At 63.0% G+C, this 16235-nt stretch carries 16 protein-coding genes; 4 read left to right on the top strand and 12 right to left on the bottom strand.

Features of this window, described 5'->3' with window-relative positions; all coding sequences use genetic code 11:
- Positions 1-27: 27 nt before the first annotated feature.
- A complete protein-coding gene (locus RMO25_RS05675; RefSeq protein ID WP_309661631.1) occupies positions 28-384 on the bottom strand; it encodes a cupin domain-containing protein in 357 nt (118 codons plus the stop codon).
- Positions 385-557: 173 nt separating this feature from the next.
- Between RMO25_RS05675 and RMO25_RS05680 the strand changes: the two genes are divergently transcribed.
- Positions 558-2324, top strand: coding sequence for a TIR domain-containing protein (locus RMO25_RS05680; RefSeq protein WP_309661632.1), 1767 nt, complete (start codon positions 558-560; stop codon positions 2322-2324).
- Here RMO25_RS05680 and pth read toward each other — a convergent pair.
- From pth to RMO25_RS05700, 4 genes are all read right to left on the bottom strand, one after another.
- Complete coding sequence (gene pth / locus RMO25_RS05685) at positions 2305-2877, bottom strand: aminoacyl-tRNA hydrolase (protein ID WP_309661633.1); 573 nt, start codon at positions 2875-2877, stop codon at positions 2305-2307. The two genes, RMO25_RS05680 and pth, sit on opposite strands and share 20 nt — an antisense overlap.
- Positions 2878-2970: 93 nt before the next feature.
- The gene (locus RMO25_RS05690) at positions 2971-3672 is read right to left on the bottom strand and encodes a 50S ribosomal protein L25/general stress protein Ctc (protein ID WP_309661634.1); all 702 of its coding nucleotides are present in this window, start codon (positions 3670-3672) and stop codon (positions 2971-2973) included.
- A 124-nt stretch (positions 3673-3796) separates the two neighbouring features.
- Complete coding sequence (locus tag RMO25_RS05695) at positions 3797-4600, bottom strand: TraB/GumN family protein (protein ID WP_309661635.1); 804 nt, start codon at positions 4598-4600, stop codon at positions 3797-3799.
- Positions 4601-4852: 252 nt separating this feature from the next.
- Positions 4853-5836: a TraB/GumN family protein gene (locus RMO25_RS05700; protein WP_309661636.1), complete on the bottom strand. Its 984-nt coding sequence runs from the start codon at positions 5834-5836 to the stop codon at positions 4853-4855.
- An 82-nt stretch (positions 5837-5918) separates the two neighbouring features.
- Here RMO25_RS05700 and RMO25_RS05705 point away from each other — a divergent pair, with 82 nt between their 5' ends.
- From RMO25_RS05705 to glyS, 3 genes are read left to right on the top strand one after another with little or no spacing between them, the layout of a single operon-like run.
- Complete coding sequence (locus RMO25_RS05705; protein WP_309661648.1) at positions 5919-6749, top strand: glycine--tRNA ligase subunit alpha; 831 nt, start codon at positions 5919-5921, stop codon at positions 6747-6749.
- 53 nt (positions 6750-6802) lie between these two features.
- Positions 6803-7201, top strand: a complete 399-nt coding sequence (locus tag RMO25_RS05710) for a DUF559 domain-containing protein (RefSeq protein ID WP_309661637.1) — start codon at positions 6803-6805, stop codon at positions 7199-7201.
- Positions 7201-9267 (top strand): glycine--tRNA ligase subunit beta, encoded by a 2067-nt coding sequence (glyS, locus tag RMO25_RS05715; protein WP_309661638.1) that lies wholly within the window; start codon positions 7201-7203, stop codon positions 9265-9267. Before RMO25_RS05710 ends, glyS begins: the two co-directional genes overlap by 1 nt.
- Here the strand turns inward: glyS and RMO25_RS05720 are convergent.
- The 7 genes from RMO25_RS05720 to cpaB all read right to left on the bottom strand — a co-directional run bounded on the left by RMO25_RS05720 (position 9264) and on the right by cpaB (position 16132).
- Positions 9264-9590, bottom strand: a complete 327-nt coding sequence (locus RMO25_RS05720; RefSeq protein WP_309661639.1) for a hypothetical protein — start codon at positions 9588-9590, stop codon at positions 9264-9266. The genes glyS and RMO25_RS05720 overlap by 4 nt on opposite strands.
- 68 nt (positions 9591-9658) lie before the next feature.
- Positions 9659-10648 (bottom strand): type II secretion system F family protein, encoded by a 990-nt coding sequence (locus RMO25_RS05725; RefSeq protein WP_309661640.1) that lies wholly within the window; start codon positions 10646-10648, stop codon positions 9659-9661.
- Positions 10649-10663: 15 nt separating this feature from the next.
- Positions 10664-11632, bottom strand: a complete 969-nt coding sequence (locus RMO25_RS05730; protein ID WP_309661641.1) for a type II secretion system F family protein — start codon at positions 11630-11632, stop codon at positions 10664-10666.
- Between the two features lie 58 nt (positions 11633-11690).
- Complete coding sequence (locus RMO25_RS05735; protein ID WP_309661642.1) at positions 11691-12956, bottom strand: pilus assembly protein CpaE; 1266 nt, start codon at positions 12954-12956, stop codon at positions 11691-11693.
- 2 nt (positions 12957-12958) lie between these two features.
- Positions 12959-13594 (bottom strand): CpaD family pilus assembly protein, encoded by a 636-nt coding sequence (locus RMO25_RS05740; protein ID WP_309661643.1) that lies wholly within the window; start codon positions 13592-13594, stop codon positions 12959-12961.
- Positions 13595-13623: 29 nt separating this feature from the next.
- Positions 13624-15093, bottom strand: a complete 1470-nt coding sequence (locus tag RMO25_RS05745) for a type II and III secretion system protein family protein (RefSeq protein ID WP_309661644.1) — start codon at positions 15091-15093, stop codon at positions 13624-13626.
- 1 nt (position 15094) lies between these two features.
- Positions 15095-16132 (bottom strand): Flp pilus assembly protein CpaB, encoded by a 1038-nt coding sequence (gene cpaB, locus RMO25_RS05750; protein WP_309661645.1) that lies wholly within the window; start codon positions 16130-16132, stop codon positions 15095-15097.
- Positions 16133-16235: the final 103 nt, after the last annotated feature.

The following is a 16235-nucleotide window of genomic DNA, read 5'->3' on the forward strand; positions in this document are numbered from 1 at the left end:
CGACTGGCGCAAGCCCTGTGCCGATCGTCAGTCGTAGATGGCTTCGGTACCGATCCGTTCGAACGTGAGGTTGACCGAGCGGGCGCCGGCCGGCCGGGTGCGATGACGCACGCCTTTGGGGACGGTGAGGAATTGGCCCGGTTGAAGCGTCACTTCGCGGTCTTCAAACTCGAGGACCAGGTCGCCATCGATGACAAAAAAGGTCTCGTCGGAATTACAATGACGGTGCCAGGGAAAGCCGCTGGTCATCACACTCATCCGGATTTCGTGATCATTGACCCGGGCGATTGAGCAATTGCAGTAAGCGGCGGTGATCGCCTGACAGAGGGCGAGCGGGTCGAACGGAGCAGGTGTTTCCGCCACATGTTGCTTGAAGGTTGCCATGAGCCCAGTTGGGCCAGGCCAGAGCGATGGTCCAATTGAAATCCATCGCCGCCCGATAAGCGAGACTTATACACCTTCGTCCCTGACCAAGTCGGCGCAACACATGTTTTCCTTGCTCTTTGGTGGCGGCGCTCGGTAGGCCTCTGGCATTGCAATTGGGGTAATCTCCGAAGATGCCGCACGTCTTCGTCTCGTACGCGCGATCAACCGAAGCCCAGGCGGAACAGGTTGCTGAAGCGCTGCGATCGCTCGGCCATGCAGTGTGGCGTGACGATGAATTGCCGGCGCACCGTCCGTACAGTGAAGTGATCGAAGAGCGATTGAAAGCGGCCGCCGCGGTCGTCGTGATCTGGTCGGCGGAAGCGGTGAAATCACAATGGGTGCGGGCCGAGGCGGATGCGGCGCGGGAGACAGGGACGTTGGTCCAGATCAGCATTGACGGAACGGTCCCGCCGATGCCGTTCAATCAGATCCATTATGCGGACCTCCAGGGCTGGGACGGCGACGACCAAACGCCAGGTTGGCGCAAGGTCGCTGAAAGTGTCGCCGCGCTGATCGGCGATCGTGCCGCCGATGCCACAACGGCCACGCCAAATGCGCCGCAGTCGACCAGGCTGTCGATCTGCGTCCTGCCTTTTTCCAATATGAGCGGCGATGCCGAGCAGGAATATTTCAGCGACGGGATCAGCGAGGACATCACCACCGATCTGTCGAAGATTTCGGCGCTGGCGGTGACCGCGCGAAACTCCGCGTTCATGTTCAAGGGCCGCTCGATCGATGTTTGCGAGGTCGCGAAGGAACTCGGGGTTAGCCACGTGCTCGAAGGCAGCGTGCGCAAGGCGGGCGGGCGTGTCCGCATCACCGCCCAGTTGATCGACGGCTCGACCGGCGATCACCTTTGGGCCGAACGCTACGACCGCGATCTCACCGACATTTTCGCGATCCAGGACGAGATATCCAAGGCCATCGTCGACGCGCTCAAGGTGAAGCTCCTCCCTGCCGAAAGAAAGGCGATTGAGCAGCGCGGGACGACCAGCGCGGAGGCTTACAACCTCTATTTGATGGCGCGCCAATATTGGATCACTGGCAACCATGGCGACGTGCGGCGTGACGAGCGAGTCGTTCGCATCTGCGAGCGTGCTGTCGAAATTGATCCCGAATATGCCCAGGCATGGGGATTGATGGCGCTGGCACAAGCGAACATGCGCTTCGGCCTTGGCCGAGAAGGCGATGGCGGTCTCGCCGCGGCTGAGCGCGCGCTGTCACTCGATCCGAACGTTGCCGAGGCCTATTGCGTCAAGGCGCGCCATCTCTCGGACCAAGGCAAAATCGCAGAGGCGGATACCGCAATAGAAGCAGCATTGCGGATCGATCCCGATTCCTGGGAGGTGATCAAGGAAGCGGCTCGTCAGTGCATGCTTACGCGCCGGATTCCGGAAGCTACCAACTATTTCGAAAAGGCAGTTTCAATTCTGGAGAGCGATTTCCATTCGTGGGGGATGCTCATCACCTGTTATCGCGCCCAAGGCGACGTGCAGCGAGCTCACGATGCCGCCAAGATGATGGTCAACGAGGCCGAGAGGGTATTGGCGCAGGACCCGAGCAACGCTGCCGCCCTTGGCCTCGTTGCGACCGGGCTGGCGATCCTGGGTGAGCGTCAACGCGCTCGCGAATGGATCGACCGTGCGTTGTTGATCGATCCGGATAATCTCAATATCCGTTACAATTTCGCCTGCGCCCTGGCGAACGAGCTTCAAGAAATTGATTTCGCCCTCGACCTTATCGAGGAAACGCTGGCGAAAACGAGCGGTTTCATCATCAGAGTGGTCGAAAGCGATCCGGACATGGACATGCTGCGTGACAATCAGCGCTTCCAGGCGGCCCTTGCCTCCGCCAAGGCGCGGCTGGCGAAAAACGCCGCTACTCCTGCTGCAACCTGAGCGCCACCTCGCTCATGAAGCGGGGGTCGTCGCCGTCGGCGAGCCATTCGGCGTCGGCGGCGATCGCGGCGAGCAGGTCGCTGAGCGGCTCCATCTCGCTCTTGGCGTAATTGCCGAGGACGTAATTGGTCACCTTGTCCTTGTGGCCGGGGTGGCCGATGCCGATCCGGACGCGGCGAAAATCGGGCCCAAGGTGCGCGTCGATCGAGCGCAAGCCGTTGTGCCCGGCGGTGCCGCCGCCGGTCTTCACCTTGACCTTCATCGGCGCCAGATCGAGTTCATCGTGAAACACCGTCAGGGCGTCGAGATCGCGCTTGTAAAACCGCAACGCGGTGGCGACCGCTTCGCCGCTGTCGTTCATGAAGGTTTGCGGCTTCAGGAGCAGGACCTTGTGTCGGCCGATTCGGCCTTCGGCGATAAGGCTGCGGAATTTCTTCTGCCACGGCCCGAAATCATAGACGGCGGCAATGATGTCAGCCGCCATATAGCCGACATTGTGGCGGTGCAGCGCGTAGCTGCCGCCCGGATTGCCTAGCCCTGCCCAGATTTGCATCCGCGCTTCCTAGCGTGTCGCCGGAGCAAAAAGAAACCGCTCACCCTCGCGGGGAGGATGAGCGGTTGGTTAGTGTGTGGAGCGGGACGGAGATCAGCCTTTGTCGCTGTCCTTGTCGCCGCCTTCGGCTTCGCCCTCGGCTCCGGCTTCGCTCTCGGCGCCTTCCTCATCGGTTGGCTCGGCTTCGGCCGCCGCAGCTTCCGCAGCTTCAGCTTCTTCGGCCTTGACCGCCGACGGGGCAACGATGGTGGCGACGGTAAAGTCGCGGTCATCGATCGCCGCCTTGGTGCCTTCGGGCAGGGTGACTTGGCTGATGTGGATCGAATCGCCGATGTCGAGCCCGGCCAGGCTGATGTGGATCTCGTCCGGAATGTGGGCCGCGTCGCACACCAGTTCGAGCTCGTGCTGGACGATGTTGAGAACGCCGCCACGCTTGATGCCGGGCGATTCCTCTTCATGGTCAAAGCGGACCGGGATCGCGACCGTAATCTGGGCGTGCTCGCCGATGCGCAAGAAGTCGACGTGGATCGGCCGGCTGTTCACGGGATGGAACTGCACGTCCTTCGGCAGCGTCCGGTGGGCTTCGCCGCCGGCGTCGACCATGACGATCGTATTCATGAAGTGGCCGGTCGACAGCATCTTGGCGAGGAGCTTTTCCTCGACATGCACCGACAGTGGCTCTTTTTTGTCGCCGTAGATCACGGCGGGTACCCGTCCGTCGCGTCGCAATGCCCGGGAGGCTCCCTTGCCAGCCCGTTCGCGCGCTTCAGCGGGCAGCGTCAGCTGTTCGCTCATCTCATTTACTCCAATGCAAAACCCCGCCACGCCTCCAGGGATGACCATGGCTAGGGAAGGGCGCGCCCTAGTCGACGGGCGGCGCAAAAGCAAGATTGGAGAGTGACCGCCCGGGCGGGAGCCGTCAGTTAATTCGCGACGAACGAAACCCTAGCTGAGCCAGCTTGGCCTGAATGCTGTCCGGCCCGGTCAGGTGCCCGGTGCCGACCGCGACAAAGATCGTGCCGGGCTTGTCCAGGCGCCGGGCGATCCAGTTGGCCCATTTGGCGTTTCGCTGGGTGAACATGACATTGTAGCTTTCGGGCGAATTGGTCCGCATCTGATCGAGCATCGTCGCGAAAATCTGCGGATCGCCGCGGTTCCAGGCGGCCTGCAACTGGCCCATGACGATCGCCAAATTGCCCACCGAGCTGACATCTTGAGTCGAACTGGCGGACGGCGCTGCCTGCGGCGGAATGCGGCTGAACATGTTCAGCTGAAAGTCGAACGTTTCCAGCCCTTCGACCGGCTTGCCTGACGCTTCGGCGGCCCGGCGCAGGACCATGTCGGCGCCGTTGTCAGCCTTCATTCCGCGGGCCCGGCCGGCGGTGATGGCCAGGCGCGTCGAAGCTAGGAAGGACGCGTTCGGGGTGACGGCGAAATTGGGCATCGGGTTGGGCAGCGCAATCGGCCTGACCGGCGCCCGATACGGCCCCTCCGGCACGATGGTTTCCAGTACCAGCTCGTCCGACGCGGCGAACGCGGTCTTCACCTCGTCATTGAACCAGGCCGACTTGCCGTCGAGCGCGTGGAAGGTGCCGAACAGATAGATGACGGTATCGGCGTCGTTGACCACCCAGATCGCGGGATGAGCATCGGGAACCGTCGGTGAGGAGGCAGGCGGAATCGATGCTGCGGCAATCGCTGCGGCAATCAGGAAATGTGCCATCCTCGAGGTCTCCCACCCACCGGATCGGCGCTGAGGAATTGGATGACGGATGAGCCCGGCTCAAAACGCCGACTGGCGCGGAAGGTCCGCAACCCGCCCATGCGTGCATCGTGCCCCCCAGCCCGATACCCGGCCATCATGGTCACCGAGAGATTAATAAATGTCTAGCGCAAAGCCGTGCGAAGTGAATTTTTCTCGTTGCCGATCAGCGACAAAGGCCCGGCGAGCGCAGAGTTGGTGGTTGTCGCGAGACTATTGAACGCGATGGACCCGGTAGCCGTCCTTTTGCAGCAACGCGACCACCGAATCGGTGCCGGCGAGATGGCCGGCGCCGACCGCGACGAACACCGATCCCGGCGTCGCCATGCGCTGCTCGATCCAACGGGTCCAATTGGCATTGCGCCGCCGCAGCAGCGCTTCGCGCAGTTCGGGCGAGCCGGCCAGGTCGGCATTGAAGCTTTCCGCGATGGCCGCGACATCGCCGCGGGTCCAGGCGTTGAGCATGTGCTTGAACTGCACGTTGGTGGCGTCCGGAGAGTCGATCGCCCCTTCGAGCAATGACCGCTGGGCGGATTCGGGAAGCGTGTCGAACATGCTGAGCTGCTCGGTGTTGGTTTCAAGCTGGCCAACCGGCTTGCCAGCCTGGGTGAAGGTGCCTCGCAGCACATTTTCGACGCCGGCGTCGCCATTCAGGCCAAGGTCCTTGAATTGGGTCCCGAGCAGCATGAACGCAGCGGCCCAGGTTTCCATGCGGTCGAGGGCGGCGCGCGGAATGCCGGTCTTGGTAATCGCGGCTTCGAGCAAAGCGCGCTTTTCTGGCGGCACTCGGGATGACAGCGGCGGGAGTCCATCGCGAAAGCCGAGCCGGGCGAGTTCGCCGGCCAGGGCCTGCGGATTCTTATTGTCGACGATGGTTTCGACGATCAGGCCCTGCGATCCGGCAACCGCCTGGTCGAAAGCCGTGGTGCGCCACGAATAATTGTTGGGCAGCAAGTGGATGGTGCCGAACAGATAAACGGTCGTGTCCTTGTCGGCGACTTGCCACAGGGCCGGACGGCCGGTGGCGCTCGCCGGCTGCGGGGCTGTTACGCAGCCCGCCAGGGCGGCCAGGCCGAGCATACCCAGCCCGCGGCGCAGGATCTTCTTCAACATCGTCAGTAACCTCTCGTCGCGGCAGCTGTTGTTGTCCGGCCATGTAGGGAGGCTGAACGTCAGCGTCCACTTGCCCCTGTCCACGCCATGCGCCAAAGCCGCGTCGAACCAACCAGCGGCGCGATGAAACGGGGAGCGGCGACCCTTGGCATTGAGCTTTCAGGACTTGATCCTCACCCTCCATCGTTACTGGAGCGCGCACGGCTGCGTGCTGTTGCAGCCTTACGACATGGAGATGGGGGCCGGGACGTTCCACCCGGCGACGGTCCTGCGCGCGCTCGGTCCGGACCCGTGGCAATGCGCCTATGTCCAGCCGTGCCGCCGCCCGACCGACGGCCGTTATGGCGCCAACCCCAACCGGCTCGGTCATTATTACCAATATCAGGTGATGCTCAAACCGAGCCCGCCGGACCTCCAGGCGCTGTACCTCGGCAGCCTGGCCGAGATCGGCATCGATGTGTTGAAGCACGACATCCGCTTCGTCGAGGACGATAGGGAAAGCCCGACCTTGGGCGCTTGGGGGCTCGGCTGGGAAGTGTGGTGCGACGGCATGGAAGTCACCCAATTTACTTATTTCCAGCAGGTCGGCGGGTTCGACTGCAAGCCGGTCGCGGGCGAGCTCACTTACGGGCTCGAGCGGCTGGCGATGTACATTCAGGGCGTCGACAATGTTTTCGACCTGAAATTCAACGACGCCGGCGTGACGTATGGCGACATCTTCCTTGAAAATGAGCAGCAGATGTCGGCGTGGAATTTCGAAATCGCCGACACCGCCATCCTGTTCGATTTGTTCAAGAAAGCCGCGACCGAGTGCGAGAATTGCCTCGCCGCCAAACTCGCCATCCCGGCCTATGAGCAAGCGATCAAGGCCAGCCACGTGTTCAACACGCTGCAGGCGCGCGGCGTCATCTCGGTCGCCGAACGCCAGGCCTATATCGGCCGCGTCCGCGACCTCGCCACCGCCGCCTGCGCGGTGTGGATGGAGCGTTCCCAATGATCCTCCCCGGAACGGGGAGGGGGACCGCGCCGGAACGGCGTGGTGGAGGGGGCGTGTCGCTGCGCAAGCCGGCCGTATACGTTGCCCGCAAGCTCCGCCGGACGATGAGCCCGCCCGGGGTGGCGCATTGGAGCCAGCTCCGCGCGTGCAAATTGGGATTCAAGGTCCGTCGTAAGCATCCGATTGGCCCGTACGTCGCCGACTTCTTCGTTCGAGATGTGGCTCTAGTGATCGAAATTGACGGATCACCGCACGATTACGGTGATCGACCTGAGCGGGATTCGGTGCGGGACGCGTACTTGCGAGAGCGCGGCTGTCGAGTGCTCCGTGTGTTGGCGTCCGATGTGAACAGCGATTTGGACGCGGTCCTGATGCTGATCGCCGAGCGGGTGAAGAACCCCCTCCACCATCCTGCGGATGGTCCCCCTCCCCATGCTGGGGAGGATTTCTGATGGCGGACTTCCTGCTGGAATTGCGTAGCGAGGAAATCCCGGCGCGGATGCAGGCGAAAGCGCGCAACGATTTGGCGCGGATGTTCGCCGAGGAGCTGGATAAGGCGGGGCTCGAAGCGGGCGCGATCGAGACGCATTCGACGCCGCGGCGGCTAGTGCTGATGGCGCGCGACGTAGCAAGCGAAACCGCCGCCAGCCGCGAGGAAATCAAGGGTCCGAAATCGGCGGCGCCCGCCCAGGCGCTCGAGGGGTTCCTGCGCAAGACCGGACTGACGCGCGACCAGCTGGAGGAACGCGACGGGGTGCTGTTTGCGGTCATCGAGCGGCCGGGGCGGACCGCGGCCGAAGTCATCGGCGGAGCGCTGGCGAAGATTATCGCCAATTTCCCGTGGCCCAAGTCGATGCGCTGGGGCGACGGGACGCTGCGCTGGGTGCGGCCATTGCACGGCATCATCGCTTTGCTCGGCGACACCATCGTGCCGGTCGCCATCGATGGTATCCACAGCGGCGCCAGCACCGTCGGCCATCGCTTTCACCATCCCGGCGCGATCACCATCGGCGGGGCCGGCGATTACATCGAGAAATTGCGCGCCTGCCATGTGATCGTCGACCAGGACGAGCGCGAGCGGTTGATCCGCGAGGGGGCGGAGCAAGCCGCGGTGGATGCCGGGCTGAAAATAATTGCCGACGAAGGGCTAGTGGTTGAAAATGCCGGGCTGACCGAATGGCCGGTGCCGCTCTTGGGCCGGTTCGACGGCGACTATCTCGACGTCCCGCGCGAAGTGATCGTGCTGACCATGCGCACCAATCAGAAATATTTCGCCTGCACCGGCGATGACGGCGGGTTGGCGCCGGCGTTCGTCTGCGTCGCCAATGTGGACGCCAATGACGGCGGCGAGGCAATTATCGAAGGCAACCGCCGCGTTCTCGCCGCGCGCCTGGCCGACGCGCGCTTCTTCTGGGAACAGGATTTGAAGGTCCCGCTCGAGGAGCAGGCGAAGAAGCTCGACGGGATCATCTTCCACGACAAGCTCGGCACCGTCGCCGACAAGGTCGAGCGGGTGGCCAAGCTGGCCAGCTGGTTGTGCGAGGAGGGCGTCGTGCCACCGCCCGCGCATATGTCGAAAGAGGAATTGACCCATGCCGCCCGGACCGCGGCGGGCCTGTGCAAGGCAGACTTGGTGACCGGCCTGGTCGGCGAGTTTCCCGAACTCCAGGGTATCATCGGCGGCCAGCTCGCCCATTGCCAGGGACATGCACAGGACATTTCCGACGCTGTCCGCGACCATTACAAACCGGTCGGGCAGGGTGATGACGTGCCGACGGCGCCGGTGACGGTGGCGATCGCGCTGGCGGATAAGCTGGATAGCCTTGCGTCCTTTTTTGCCGAGCAAATGTTTCCGACCGGTTCGAAGGATCCGTTCGCGCTTCGTCGCGCGGCATTGGGTGCCATTGGGCTCATCCGCTCCAACAGGCTTAACGTCGAGATTGGCGAGCTTATCCGCAAAGGCTGGAGCACGTCGACATCGGGTTCCCTGGGGGAAGTCGTCATCGACTTCTTCATTGAGCGTCTAAAGGTTGCACTCAAGGATGAAGGGGTCAGGCACGATCTGATTGCTGCTTCGACCGATTGGAACGGTAAGTTCGACGGGCGGTTGGATAGGGTGGAGCGACGTGCAAATGCGCTGCAGAGCTTCGTTGAGACGGGCGAGGGCAGGGACTTGCTGGCCGCCTACAAGCGCGCGGCGAATATCCTCAAGAAAGAGAAGTGGGAAGACAAGCAGACCCCGAATCAAGTCCGAGGTGACGGTCTGGAACCCGCTGAGCAGGCGCTGATCGCCGCGCTGTCGCAAGCCGAGTCCAAAGCCGCGGCGGCGGTCGAAGCGGAGGACTTCACCGGCGCAATGGCGGCGCTGGCGTCGCTGCGTCAGCCGATCGATGTCTTCTTCGACCAGGTGGCGGTCAACGACCCCGATGCGGACACGCGCGCGCGCCGGCTCAACTTGCTGCGACGTTTCCGCGACGCCGTTCATCGCGTCGCGGATTTCTCCAAGATCGAAGGCTAGATCGCGGGATCGTCGATTGGGTCGCTAGGGTCGGCGGCACGACGGTCGTCGACGACCCGCCGTTCGACTGTCGGATCGCGGCGATTTTCCTTGATCGCGGCGGCGCGGGCCGATTCCTGGTCCTGCCAGTCCTTCTCGCGTGCATCCACTTGCTTGAGATGGTCGGCATGCTCGCGTTCGATGGCGACGCGACGGTCGGACTCGTCACGATAGCGGGCCTTCCACTTGCGCCGTCCGCCGGCGGTGAGAAACGCACCGATCAGCAGGCCCAGGATGAAGACCAGGGCGACTATGACCCACTGGTCGGATGTGAACGCGATCATCGATGGCTCTCCCCGTTGTTACAGGGGGTATAGCGCGAAAGTGACGGTAACGTTCCAATCGCCGGAGATTAGCCTTTGAGGAAGCTATCTTTGATCGAACAGGCCGCCGGTCCCAAAATGACGATGAACAGCACCGGCAGGATGAACAGGATCAGCGGCACGGTCATGATCGCCGGCAGCCGCGCGGCCTTTTCCTCGGCGCGCATCATGCGCTCGTTGCGGAACTCGGCCGACAGCACCCGCAGCGCCGACGCGAGCGGCGTCCCGTATTTCTCGGTCTGGATCATGGTCGTGACGACGCCGCGAACGGCCTCGAGGTCGACGCGGTTAGCGAGATTCTCGAAGGCCTGGCGGCGCTCGTTGAGGAAGCCAAGTTCGATCGCGGTCAGGCCGAACTCGTCGCCGAGCTCCGGATAGGCCTTGCCGAGTTCCTTGGCGACGCGGTTGAACGCGGCGTCGACAGTAAGCCCGGCCTCGGCGCAGATGACCAGTAGATCGAGCGCGTCGGGCAGGCCCTTGCGGACCGCCTTGCTGCGCTTGGTGATCTTGTTCTTGAGCCACAGATCAGGCGCCTTGTAAGCGCCGACCAGGATGGCAGCGACTGTCATGTAGCGCCGCAATCCGGACCAGTCAGGGTAATAGTTGGAGACGTAGATCAACAGCACCGCGGTGATACCGAGAACGACCGGCAGCACGACGCGCGCAAGAATGATGAAGAACGCCAGGTCCTTGGTGCGGATACCGGCCTGCATCAGCTTAAGCTGGGTTTTCTTGAGCTGGTCGTCCTGCAGCATCTTGAAGCTGGTCAGGATCGAGCGCACGCGGTCAGCCGCTTCGTTGCGATTGGTGAGCTTGCGGCGCTTGTTGGTCGAGGCGACGATGCCGGCTTTCAGTTGCTCGCGGCGGTCGTTCAACGCCTTGATGCGGCGCGCCATCGGATCGCGCACGGTCGTTGCCGCGTAAATCGCGATCAGCACCGCGAACGTCGCGACGGCGCTAAGCATCGTCGCGACCCAGATCACGTTAAAACCGAGGAGAGTGGGGCCTACCGGCTGCATGACTGAATAATTCCCCTAGATCTCGAAGTTGATCATTTTGGCCATGATGAAACCGCCAATGGCCATCCACACCATACCGCCCAGACCAGCGATAATCAGGCGGTCGTCGACGAAAAATCCGCCCATATAATTGGGGTTGATGAACCACACGAGCGTGAACACCACGAACGGCAGGGCGCCGATGATGTAGGCCGAGGCCTTGGATTCCGAGCTCATCGCCTTGATCTTCAACTTCATCTGCGCGCGCTTCCTCAGCACGTCGGCAAGATTGGACAAGGTTTCGGCCAAATTGCCGCCGGTTTCGCGCTGGATCGCCAGGGTGATGACGAAGAACTGGAATTCAGCCGTTCCCATGCGATCCGCGGTTTCCTGCAATGCCACTTCCATGGTGCGGCCGATTTTCATCTTGTCGGAGACGGCCCGGAATTCGATTCCGACCGGCCCACCGATTTCCTGGGCGACAATGCCGAGCGTCTCGGTAATCGGCAGGCCCGAACGCAGGCCGCGAACCATCAGCTCGAGCGCATCCGGGAAGTTGGAATTGAATTTGTTGATGCGGCGCGAAATCATCTTGCCGATGACAAAATAGGGGCCGCCCAGGCCGACGAACAGGCCGACGAGGAGCGCCAGCAGAGTGGGCGATCCGCGCACCAGGAAAATCATCGCGACGAAAAAGCAGATACACAGCGAGATGATCGAATATTTGGCCAGGCTGATGTTCTTGCCGGTCATCTCCAGTCGCCGGCGCAACAAAGCGGGCTTCGGGATCAGGGTCGAAAAGACACCTTCGATGCGGCCCGCGCGCTCCGCGAACAGCTTGCGGATCTGCGCTTGCGCATGGCCGGCAATGACATCGCCATGCCGTTCCTTGATCTGTTCCACCCGGCGCCGCAGCGTCTTCGACGCCGACGGTCCGGCGTACACCTTGCCGATCAGCAGCAAAGCCGAACCAGCGAGAGCGAACAGGATCACGGCATAGAACATTCGTCAGTTCCTTCTGGGTGGCTGGGCAGGGGTCGCCCCCTGGCTTGTCACCGTTCGCTTAGGCCGCTTTTGCCTTGGGCTTGGCCAGCATCGACTTGAGGTTATCGACCAGCGACCTGGCGCCAACCGGCTTGGCGTCGCCATTGGCCCCTTCCTCGGTCGCATGGCTCAAAACCATGCCGGCCAGCGTGTTGAAGGGCGCGGACATTTTCCCCGACGCGACTTCCGCCATCGGCTTGCCGAGCTTGGCGGACTGCGCAGCGAGCTTGCCGTCGTGCGGGAAGACGATGTCTACCGGGCGCTCGATCGACTGCTCGAAATCCTTGCGGCTGATTTCCAGCGCGCCGCCTGACGGCACGCCGTTAGCGACCACAATGACCTTGGTCTGCGGCGCGTTCGACTTGAGCCAGGCGAGGATCCGGATGGTATCGCGGGTCGCCGCCAAAGTCAGTTCGGAAACCACCACCGCGACATGCGCATCATGGACCATGTGCGGATACTGGATCAGCATGTGGCGCGGCAGGTCGATCACCGTCGATTCGAAGGCGTTGCGCATTTCTTCCTGCAGCTGGAAGAACGCCGTGCCGTCGGTCACCAGTGGTTGATGGATCGGCGCTTCGGCCGACAACACCGACAGGCGTTCATTGGCGCGAACCATGGCGCGCTCGATAAACAGGCCATCGATGCGGCTCGGATTTTCAATCGCGTCGGTCAGGCCGCGACCCGGCTCCAGGTCGAGCGCCAGGGCGCCGGTCCCAAAGTGGATATCGAGGTCGAGCAGCGCGGTCGAACGATGCGCGCGCTCGCCGAGCAACCAGGCCAGCGATGTCGCAATGGTCGATGCGCCGACGCCGCCGCGAACGCCGACGACGGCGGTCATGACATGCGGCTTGTCGGCTTGCGCTTCACCGCGCGGACCGGAAATGACCATCTGCGCATGGGCAAAGGTGTCGCGCAGCTGTTCGACCGTGAACGGTTTGAGAAGATAGTCGTGGATGCCGCTCGCGACGAGGTCGCGGTACAGGCGAACATCGTTGACCTGGCCAGTGGCGATGACTATCGTCCCCGGCTCGCACACTTCGGCGAGCGCGTTGATGTCATTGAGCGGGTCGGCCGATTCGGACATGTCGACGAACAGGATGTTCGGGCTGGCCGAAATCGACAGCGACTGCACCGCGTTGCGCAGGCCGCCCTTGTTGACCTTCTCCGGCGACCAGCCGTGCTCGACCGCAACCGGCCGAAGCATGTCGGCGGTGGCGTCGTCGCAGACGAAAGCCGTGAATGGATCGCGCAGACCGGCGCGTGCCTGGAACGGAGCGTTCATCGCTAATTGCCCTTCTTCGTGTCGATTTTTAGGAGGCCCTTGTTGCCGGTTGGCTCGGCCTTCCGGTATGCATCAACGGCCTTGCTTGACGTCAGCGTATCGCCGACGCCGCTGCCTTCGCGCCCGTGGATCAGATCCTCGGGGTTGGCGACCATCGCAGCGAGGTTGGCGTTTACCCCACAACCCATGTTCGACATCATGCGATTGTCGTAATTCGGCTGCGAGCGGATGTTCCAATTTGGACATCCGGGGACGCTGGCGCGCGTGCGGCTAACGATTACCCGTACCATTCCCGGAGGAACCGCGCCGGTCGTGACCGGCGCGCTGGTGCTGACCATCATGCCATACGTTCCGGCAACCCGCGCGACATCGAAACGAGCGGCGCCGGCATAGAGGCCATCGACATAAATCGAGTCGCCGTAACCGAGGTCGAGCCCGGCGAACCAGGCGTTGAGCCGGGCGGATTCACCCGCCAGCAGCGAACCGTTGGACGCTGCGGCGTCGAACACATACTCGGTCCTGGCGACGACTGGCACATTGATTGCAGCCATGCCGCGGTCGGGGTTGCCCTCTTTTCCGGCGGTGGCGCAACCGCCGAGCGCGGAAGCCAAAAGCAGAATTGCGATTTTCGAACGCATCGTGGCATCCTTCCTGATGAGGCGGCGGTTCACAGCTTGAATCCGGGAGAGGCGACAGATGCCGCGGCGCCGCTAAGGCCCGGAGCAGCCGTGACCGGCACCGATGCCGGACCGCTTTGGCCGGAGTAGGACTGGCCAAGGAACACCCGCTGCGCATCCGTCGGAGCGCGATAACCGTCGGTCGGTGAGGCCAGCTGGTTTGACACCGGACGCACCAGATAGGGCGTGACGATGATTACCAGCTCAGTCTCGGACCGGCGATATTTGGTCGAACGGAACAGCGCGCCGAGGATCGGCAGGTCGCCGAGGAACGGCGCCTTTTCGATGTTGTTCGTGTTGGCGTTGCGCAGCAGACCGGCGAGCATGAAACTCTGCCCCGAGCCGAGCTCGACGGTGGTTTCGGCGCGCCGCGTGGTGATCGCTGGAACGTCGTAGCCATTGAGCTTGAGCGCGCCTTCGTTCGACAGCTCGCTGACTTCCGGACGAACGCGCATCGAGATGCGGCCATCGGCCAGAACGATCGGCGTAAAGGCGAGGCCGACACCATATTGCTTATATTCGATCGACACCGAACCGAGCGCCTGCGACACCGGGATCGGGAACTCGCCGCCGGCCAGGAAGCTGGCGGTTTCGCCCGACAGCGCGGTCAGGTTGGGCTCGGCCAAGGTGGTGACCAGGCCGTCGGTCTCGAGCAAGTCGAGCGAGCCGAGGACGTCGAGGCCAAGGATGTGGCCGGCCAGACCCAAGGTCGTGCCGCCGATAATCTGATTGAACGTGGTGCCCGTCGCCGGCGTACCCGGCGCCCCGCCGACCCCGGGAATGGCTGGCGACCCGAATTTGCCGGCGTTGCCGCGACCGATCCCGAACAGGGTTCCGCCGCTGCTGTCCCGGCTCAGAAGGTTGATGCCGATTTCCTTGATCAGCGAGCGATTGACCTCGGCGATGCGGACCTTGAGGTTGACCTGTAGCGGCACCGCGGAACGCAGCCGGCTGACCACTTGCGTGCCTTCGCCAACATAGGCCTGAACCAGGCGCTGGGCTTCCTCGGCATCGGTCGGCGACGACACGGTACCGGTCAGCAGGACCAGATTGTTCATCGGAGTCGCCTGAATATTGGCTTCCGGCATCGCCAGGTTCAGCATTTCGCCAACCGAGCTGATGTTGTTGCCGACGCGGATGTTGGCAGCATAGACCACGCGACCATTCGGGCCGGTCGCATAAATCGTGGTCTCGCCGCGACCCTTGCCGAAGACATAAAGCTGGGTCGAAGACCGCACCTGGACGTCGGCGATGGCATCGTTGGCGACGAACACGTCGCTCATCGGTGAGGACAGCCGAACCATGGCCCCGGTGCCCTGGCTGAGGTTGACCGTTTCCGACGGCCGAGCAGCGTGCTGGGCCAGCGCCGGGCTGGATCCGACCACCGTGCCGAGGCCAATGGCCAGCGCGGCGAATGCAGTACCGAGACGGGCCCGGCGAGTGATGTTGCGACTGGTCATTTTAACGTGCTCCCACCGGAACGACGGTGATGTTGTTGCCGCGGGCGACGCGCACGACCGGGCCGGCGTAAACCGGTGTCATGCCTGGGCCGGCGGAAGCCGGTCCGCCGCGCTGGGCGTTGGCGAAGGACGAAGAATCCTCGGGCGACGACGCCCGGGCAGGGACCGACCGGCGTTGGAAACGCGAGACATCGCCACCCGTGGTGAAGGTCGTGTTGGTGTCCGCCGGACGATTGGCGACCGCCAGCAGCAAGTTCCGCTCTTCGCCCGGGTTGGTACCCTGCGGAAGCTTGACTTCACCGGAGGCGATGGCCCGCTCGAGCTCGGCCGTATTGTCCGCGATCGAGCGCAGCGACAGGGTTAGCGAACCCATGCTCTGGGCAACCGCGATCTTTTCGGCGATCCGCGGTGTGACTTCGATCGTGACGTTGGAGAATGTCTTGACCACATCCTTGCCGTCGTCACCCTTGCTATCGATGCGCTGGTCGGTGGCAAGCACGCGGATATTGCGCACGATCGTCTCCGATACTTTGAGCGGCGGGCCATCGCCGCCACCCTGCACTTGCTGAGTCAGCACCATGTCGACGCGGTCGCCCGGGAAGACGAAGCCGGCGACGCCGCTCGACGTATTCACTGGAACCGTGACGGCGCGCATGCCCGGCCCGAGCGCCGCGGCGAGGAAGCCACGGTCATTGGGGCCGACGAGCGCACCATGGGTCAGCGGCTGGCCGGCGGTGACCTGATAGCGGACCACAGTGCCAAGCAGTTTGGTCATGTCAGAATCGGGAGCGCCTTCGGTATAGTAAGCGCTCTGGATCAATTCCTTGGGCCAGGGCTGGTAAGCCAGGCTCTCGGCATCGATGATCGTACCGACCGGCAGCGCCTTGCGCGCCACCAGCACTTTTGGCCCCAGAGGAACCGCCGGCGCGGCTGCAGCTTGCTCAGCCCCAGCCCCGACGAACATATTCTTGGCCATGACCGCGGTGATTACCGCAATGACCAACGCTCCTAGCAGCAGCGCAACTTTCTTCACGTTCATGGCGCGATCGCCTCCCTTAAAGGGCCCCGACTATGTTTCCACACATCAGGCAAATTGGTTAAGAAACTGTTGGGTTAGAATGGCCAAACCGCAAAAAGCGATG

The organism is Sphingomonas sp., assembly GCF_031361285.1.
In the GTDB taxonomy this organism is placed as follows: Bacteria; Pseudomonadota; Alphaproteobacteria; order Sphingomonadales; family Sphingomonadaceae; genus Sphingomicrobium.